This is a genomic window from Xenorhabdus miraniensis, assembly GCF_002632615.1.
In genome coordinates this window covers 1-406 of record NZ_NITZ01000126.1, presented here as the reverse complement: position 1 = coordinate 406, position 406 = coordinate 1, and the positions used below count along the sequence as shown (strand labels likewise).

General features: G+C 64.3%; 1 protein-coding gene. It reads right to left on the bottom strand.

Annotated features, from left to right (window positions below):
• Positions 1-81 precede the first annotated feature (81 nt).
• The coding region (locus Xmir_RS22400) for a tyrosine-type recombinase/integrase (protein ID WP_145956972.1) at positions 82-406 on the bottom strand (325 nt) is incomplete at its 5' end.

Sequence of the window (406 nt, the reverse complement as noted above, 5' to 3'; positions counted from 1 at the left end):
CATTGCCCACGTACCCCCGCAGACACCGGGGCTGACGGGCAGTCCGGCCACGGTCTGCCCCTGCTCCGAACCCTGCCCGGCTCAACGGGGATTATCGGGCTGTCCGGGGCGCCGGGGTGTCGGTTCGCCATCCGATTCTCCGCGGGCACGGCCTGAGCGGCTCTCTGCTGCACTGACATTGCCGTTTGTCGGATTGTCTGCCTGCTCGGCCGGGTGCGTCTGCTGATGCACGGTCTTTAAGTGTCCGATAGCCACCCGTGTGTAAATTTGCGTGGTCTCCAGCCGTTCATGCCCCAGTATCGCCTGAATGTGCCGGGTGTCGGCCCCGTTGTCCAGCATTTGGGTCGCCATCGAATGACGGAACAGGTGACAGGCACCGGGTTTATCGAGCTGCGCCTGTTCACGG